Raw genomic sequence first — 5,346 nt, 5'->3', positions numbered from 1 at the left:
CATAAAACAAAAAACCCTTACTATTTCTAGTAAGGGTTTCCAAAAAAAGGCGGCGACATACTCTCCCACATTACTGCAGTACCATCTGCGCAGTCGGACTTAACTTCTCTGTTCGAGATGGGAAGAGGTGAGCCCCGACGCAATAACCACCTTAAGCTTTTGGTTGTCGGTTGTTGGTTCTTGGTTGTTGGTGTTTCCATCAACTACTAACCATCAACTATCAACCGCGGCATAGCCGCTAATATCTTAACATACTGAGATAAAGAAAAAAACAAAGTTTAACAAAGAGCGCTGCTCCCTTTTCAGGGAGCAAGCCACGTACATAAGCTTACGGGTTATTAGTACTACTCGGCTATGACATTACTGCCTTTACACCTATAGCCTATCAACGTTGTCATCTTCAACGACCCTTAAAAGAAATCTCATCTTGTGGTGGGTTTCGCGCTTATATGCTTTCAGCGCTTATCCCTTCCAAACGTAGCTACTCTGCGGTGCTCCTGGCGGAACAACAGATACACCAGAGGTTTGTCCAATTCGGTCCTCTCGTACTAGAATCAGATCCACTCAAATTTCTAACGCCCACAGTAGATAGAGACCGAACTGTCTCACGACGTTCTGAACCCAGCTCGCGTGCCACTTTAATGGGCGAACAGCCCAACCCTTGGGACCTTCTCCAGCCCCAGGATGTGACGAGCCGACATCGAGGTGCCAAACCCCCCCGTCGATATGAGCTCTTGGGGGAGATCAGCCTGTTATCCCCGGCGTACCTTTTATCCTTTGAGCGATGGCCCTTCCATGCGGAACCACCGGATCACTATGCTCTACTTTCGTACCTGATCGACCTGTATGTCTCTCAGTCAAGCTCCCTTATGCCATTGCACTCTACGCACGGTTACCAAGCGTGCTGAGGGAACCTTTAGAAGCCTCCGTTACTCTTTTGGAGGCGACCACCCCAGTCAAACTACCCACCAAGCAATGTCCCCCACATTCGCGGGGTTAGACCTCAGATAAGCAAAGGGTGGTATTTCAACAATGACTCCACAACGCCTGGCGACGCCACTTCACAGTCTCCCACCTATCCTACACATCACTTATCCAAGACCAATACTAAGCTATAGTAAAGGTGCACAGGGTCTTTTCGTCCCACTGCGGGTAATCGGCATCTTCACCGATACTACAATTTCACCGAGCTCATGGCTGAGACAGTGTCCAGATCGTTACACCATTCGTGCAGGTCGGAACTTACCCGACAAGGAATTTCGCTACCTTAGGACCGTTATAGTTACGGCCGCCGTTTACTGGGGCTTCAATTCAATGCTTCTCCGAAGATAACATCTCCTCTTAACCTTCCAGCACCGGGCAGGTGTCAGGCCCTATACCTCATCTTACGATTTTGCAGAGCCCTGTGTTTTTGATAAACAGTCGCCTGGACCTTTTCACTGCGGCCCCGATTGCTCGGGGCGACCTTTCTCCCGAAGTTACAGGTCTATTTTGCCTAATTCCTTAGCCATGAATCTCTCGAGCACCTTAGGATTCTCTCCTCGACTACCTGTGTCGGTTTACGGTACGGGTTGTATTAATCTAAGTTTAGAGGTTTTTCTTGGAAGCCCTTAGGTACACTATCTCTTTGCCCGAAGGCTCCGAGTACTATCGCATTTCCCCAAAAGCCGTGGATTTGCCTGCGGCTCTTATAGGTAGGTGCTTTAACCAACTATTCCGTCAGTTGGCGGTACTTTCATCACTCCGTCACCCCATCACAACTAATACAAGTACGGGAATATTAACCCGTTGGCCATCGACTGTCCCTTTCGGGTTCGCCTTAGGACCCGACTAACCCTCAGCTGATTAGCATAGCTGAGGAAACCTTAGTCTTTCGGTGTGCGGGTTTCTCGCCCGCATTATCGTTACTTATGCCTACATTTTCTTTTCTAACCAGTCCAGCATACCTTACGATACACCTTCAACCCTGTTAGAATGCTCCCCTACCACTTACAGTAAACTGTAAATCCATAGCTTCGGTAGTATACTTATGCCCGATTATTATCCATGCTCGTCCGCTCGACTAGTGAGCTGTTACGCACTCTTTAAATGAATGGCTGCTTCCAAGCCAACATCCTAGCTGTCTGGGCAGACAAACCTCGTTTTTTCAACTTAGCATACATTTGGGGACCTTAGCTGATGGTCTGGGTTCTTTCCCTCTCGGACATGGACCTTAGCACCCATGCCCTCACTGCTGGTAAACATTATATAGCATTCGGAGTTTGTCAGGAATTGGTAGGCGGTGAAGCCCCCGCATCCAATCAGTAGCTCTACCTCTATATAACTTATAACCAGCGCTGCACCTAAATGCATTTCGGGGAGTACGAGCTATTTCCGAGTTTGATTGGCCTTTCACCCCTACCCACAGGTCATCCGAAGACTTTTCAACGTCAACCGGTTCGGACCTCCACTATGTGTTACCACAGCTTCATCCTGCCCATGGGTAGATCACACGGTTTCGCGTCTAACACTACTGACTAAAGCGCCCTATTCAGACTCGCTTTCGCTACGGATCCACTACTTAATAGCTTAACCTCGCCAGCAACGTTAACTCGTAGGCTCATTATGCAAAAGGCACGCCGTCACCCAACTTGTGGGCTCCGACCGCTTGTAAGCGTATGGTTTCAGGATCTATTTCACTCCGTTATTCACGGTTCTTTTCACCTTTCCCTCACGGTACTGGTTCACTATCGGTCTCTCAGGAGTATTTAGCCTTAGCGGATGGTCCCGCCAAATTCAGACAGGGTTTCACGTGCCCCGCCCTACTCAGGATACCACTATCCTTATCTTCTCTTACCTGTACGGGACTATCACCCTGTATCGTCTACCTTTCCAGGTAGTTCCAGTTCAATCCGCAAGAAATATCGTGGTCCTACAACCCCAAAATTGCCGTAACAACTTTGGTTTGGGCTAATCCGCGTTCGCTCGCCACTACTTACGGAATCACTTTTGTTTTCTTCTCCTCCGCCTACTTAGATGTTTCAGTTCAGCGGGTTTGCTCACCTATCGGTGTACTATGTCTTCAACATAGTGGGTTGCCCCATTCGGATATCTACGGATCAATTCGTGTGTGCCAATCCCCGTAGCTTTTCGCAGCTTATCACGTCCTTCTTCGCCTCTGAGAGCCTAGGCATCCCCCATACGCCCTTATTTTGCTTATTGTACTTTTGCCTCTATACATTAATGTATAGAAAGCGTGTTCTTTCTACTTTGTTATTATTTTTTTATCTCAATATGTCAATGAACTTTAATCAGTATTAAGATTTAAGTATTAAGTATTAAGATTTTGTCTTGATACTTGATACTATCGTCTTGATACTATCTGTGGAGAATATCGGAGTCGAACCGATGACCTCCTGCGTGCAAGGCAGGCGCTCTAGCCAGCTGAGCTAATCCCCCAATCTAATTATGAATTGTGAATTATGAATTATGAATTGGTTAATCCATAACCTCTCAACCCTAGAATTTCCTTCTAAGCTTAAAAAAGTAGTCCCGGGCAGACTCGAACTGCCGACCCCTACATTATCAGTGTAGTACTCTAACCAGCTGAGCTACGAGACTCTGTTTTCTTTGCTTATTTTATTATTTGAATTAACAGCGAGAGTAAAAAATCCGATTTCTTTGATTCCTATCCTTCTTATTGTCTCTAGAAAGGAGGTGTTCCAGCCGCACCTTCCGGTACGGCTACCTTGTTACGACTTAGCCCCAGTTACCAGTTTTACCCTAGGCAGCTCCTTAACGGTCACCGACTTCAGGTACCCCCAGCTTCCATGGCTTGACGGGCGGTGTGTACAAGGCCCGGGAACGTATTCACCGGATCATGGCTGATATCCGATTACTAGCGATTCCAGCTTCACGGAGTCGAGTTGCAGACTCCGATCCGAACTGAGACCGGTTTTATAGATTCGCTCCTGCTCGCGCAGTGGCTGCTCTCTGTACCGGCCATTGTAGCACGTGTGTAGCCCAAGGCGTAAGGGCCGTGATGATTTGACGTCATCCCCACCTTCCTCACAGTTTACACTGGCAGTCTTGTTAGAGTTCCCGACTTGACTCGCTGGCAACTAACAACAGGGGTTGCGCTCGTTATAGGACTTAACCTGACACCTCACGGCACGAGCTGACGACAACCATGCAGCACCTTGTAAATTGTCCGAAGAAAAGTCTGTTTCCAAACCTGTCAATCTACATTTAAGCCTTGGTAAGGTTCCTCGCGTATCATCGAATTAAACCACATGCTCCACCGCTTGTGCGGGCCCCCGTCAATTCCTTTGAGTTTCATTCTTGCGAACGTACTCCCCAGGTGGGATACTTATCACTTTCGCTTAGCCACTGAAATTGCTCCCAACAGCTAGTATCCATCGTTTACGGCGTGGACTACCAGGGTATCTAATCCTGTTCGCTCCCCACGCTTTCGTCCATCAGCGTCAATCCACTGGTAGTAACCTGCCTTCGCAATTGGTATTCCATGTAATATCTAAGCATTTCACCGCTACACTACATATTCTAGTTACTTCCCAGTAATTCAAGTCTATCAGTATCAATGGCCGTTCCACAGTTGAGCTGCGGGCTTTCACCACTGACTTAATAAACCGCCTACGGACCCTTTAAACCCAATGATTCCGGATAACGCTTGGATCCTCCGTATTACCGCGGCTGCTGGCACGGAGTTAGCCGATCCTTATTCTTACGGTACCGTCAAGCTCCTACACGTAGGAGTGTTTCTTCCCGTACAAAAGCAGTTTACACACCATAGATGCTTCTTCCTGCACGCGGCATGGCTGGATCAGGCTTGCGCCCATTGTCCAATATTCCTCACTGCTGCCTCCCGTAGGAGTCTGGTCCGTGTCTCAGTACCAGTGTGGGGGATCTCCCTCTCAGGACCCCTACCTATCGTAGCCATGGTAAGCCGTTACCTTACCATCTAGCTAATAGGACGCATGCCCATCTTTTACCGTTGGAACTTTAATAATCAAATGATGCCATTCGAATATACCATGGGGCATTAATCCAAATTTCTCTGGGCTATTCCCCTGTAAAAGGTAGGTTGCATACGCGTTACGCACCCGTGCGCCGGTCTCAAAGTTACAAGTAACTTCTACCCCTCGACTTGCATGTGTTAGGCCTGCCGCTAGCGTTCATCCTGAGCCAGGATCAAACTCTTCATCGTATATTTTTTACTGCACTAAAGCAGCTTTTTTTATAGACAAAGGCTAGGCTTGTTCAAATCTTTCGATTCTCTTACTCTCTTTTTTATTTGTCTTAAAATCTCTTCTAAGACGGCTGTCAATTCAATATGTCTATGAACGT

General features: G+C 47.6%; 2 tRNA genes and 3 rRNA genes. All 5 read right to left on the bottom strand.

Features of this window, described 5'->3' with window-relative positions:
• Positions 1 to 44: 44 nt before the first annotated feature.
• The 5 genes from rrf to EZL74_RS12940 all read right to left on the bottom strand — a co-directional run bounded on the left by rrf (position 45) and on the right by EZL74_RS12940 (position 5,206).
• A 5S ribosomal RNA gene (gene rrf / locus EZL74_RS12960) occupies positions 45 to 154 on the bottom strand.
• A gap of 164 nt (positions 155 to 318) precedes the next feature.
• Positions 319 to 3,201, bottom strand: a 23S ribosomal RNA gene (locus tag EZL74_RS12955).
• A gap of 163 nt (positions 3,202 to 3,364) precedes the next feature.
• A tRNA-Ala gene (locus EZL74_RS12950) sits at positions 3,365 to 3,438 on the bottom strand.
• Between the two features lie 88 nt (positions 3,439 to 3,526).
• Positions 3,527 to 3,600 (bottom strand) — tRNA-Ile (locus tag EZL74_RS12945).
• A gap of 89 nt (positions 3,601 to 3,689) precedes the next feature.
• Positions 3,690 to 5,206: ribosomal RNA gene (locus EZL74_RS12940) — 16S ribosomal RNA — on the bottom strand.
• The 16S, 23S and 5S rRNA genes sit together here with 2 tRNA genes alongside, the layout of an rRNA operon.
• Between the last annotated feature and the right edge of the window lie 140 nt (positions 5,207 to 5,346).

Origin of the sequence: Flavobacterium silvisoli, from assembly GCF_004329815.1 — a bacterium.
Taxonomy (GTDB): domain Bacteria; phylum Bacteroidota; class Bacteroidia; order Flavobacteriales; family Flavobacteriaceae; genus Flavobacterium; species Flavobacterium silvisoli.
Note: the sequence above shows the minus strand (reverse complement) of the source record. Positions and strands in the feature narration are given on the sequence as shown.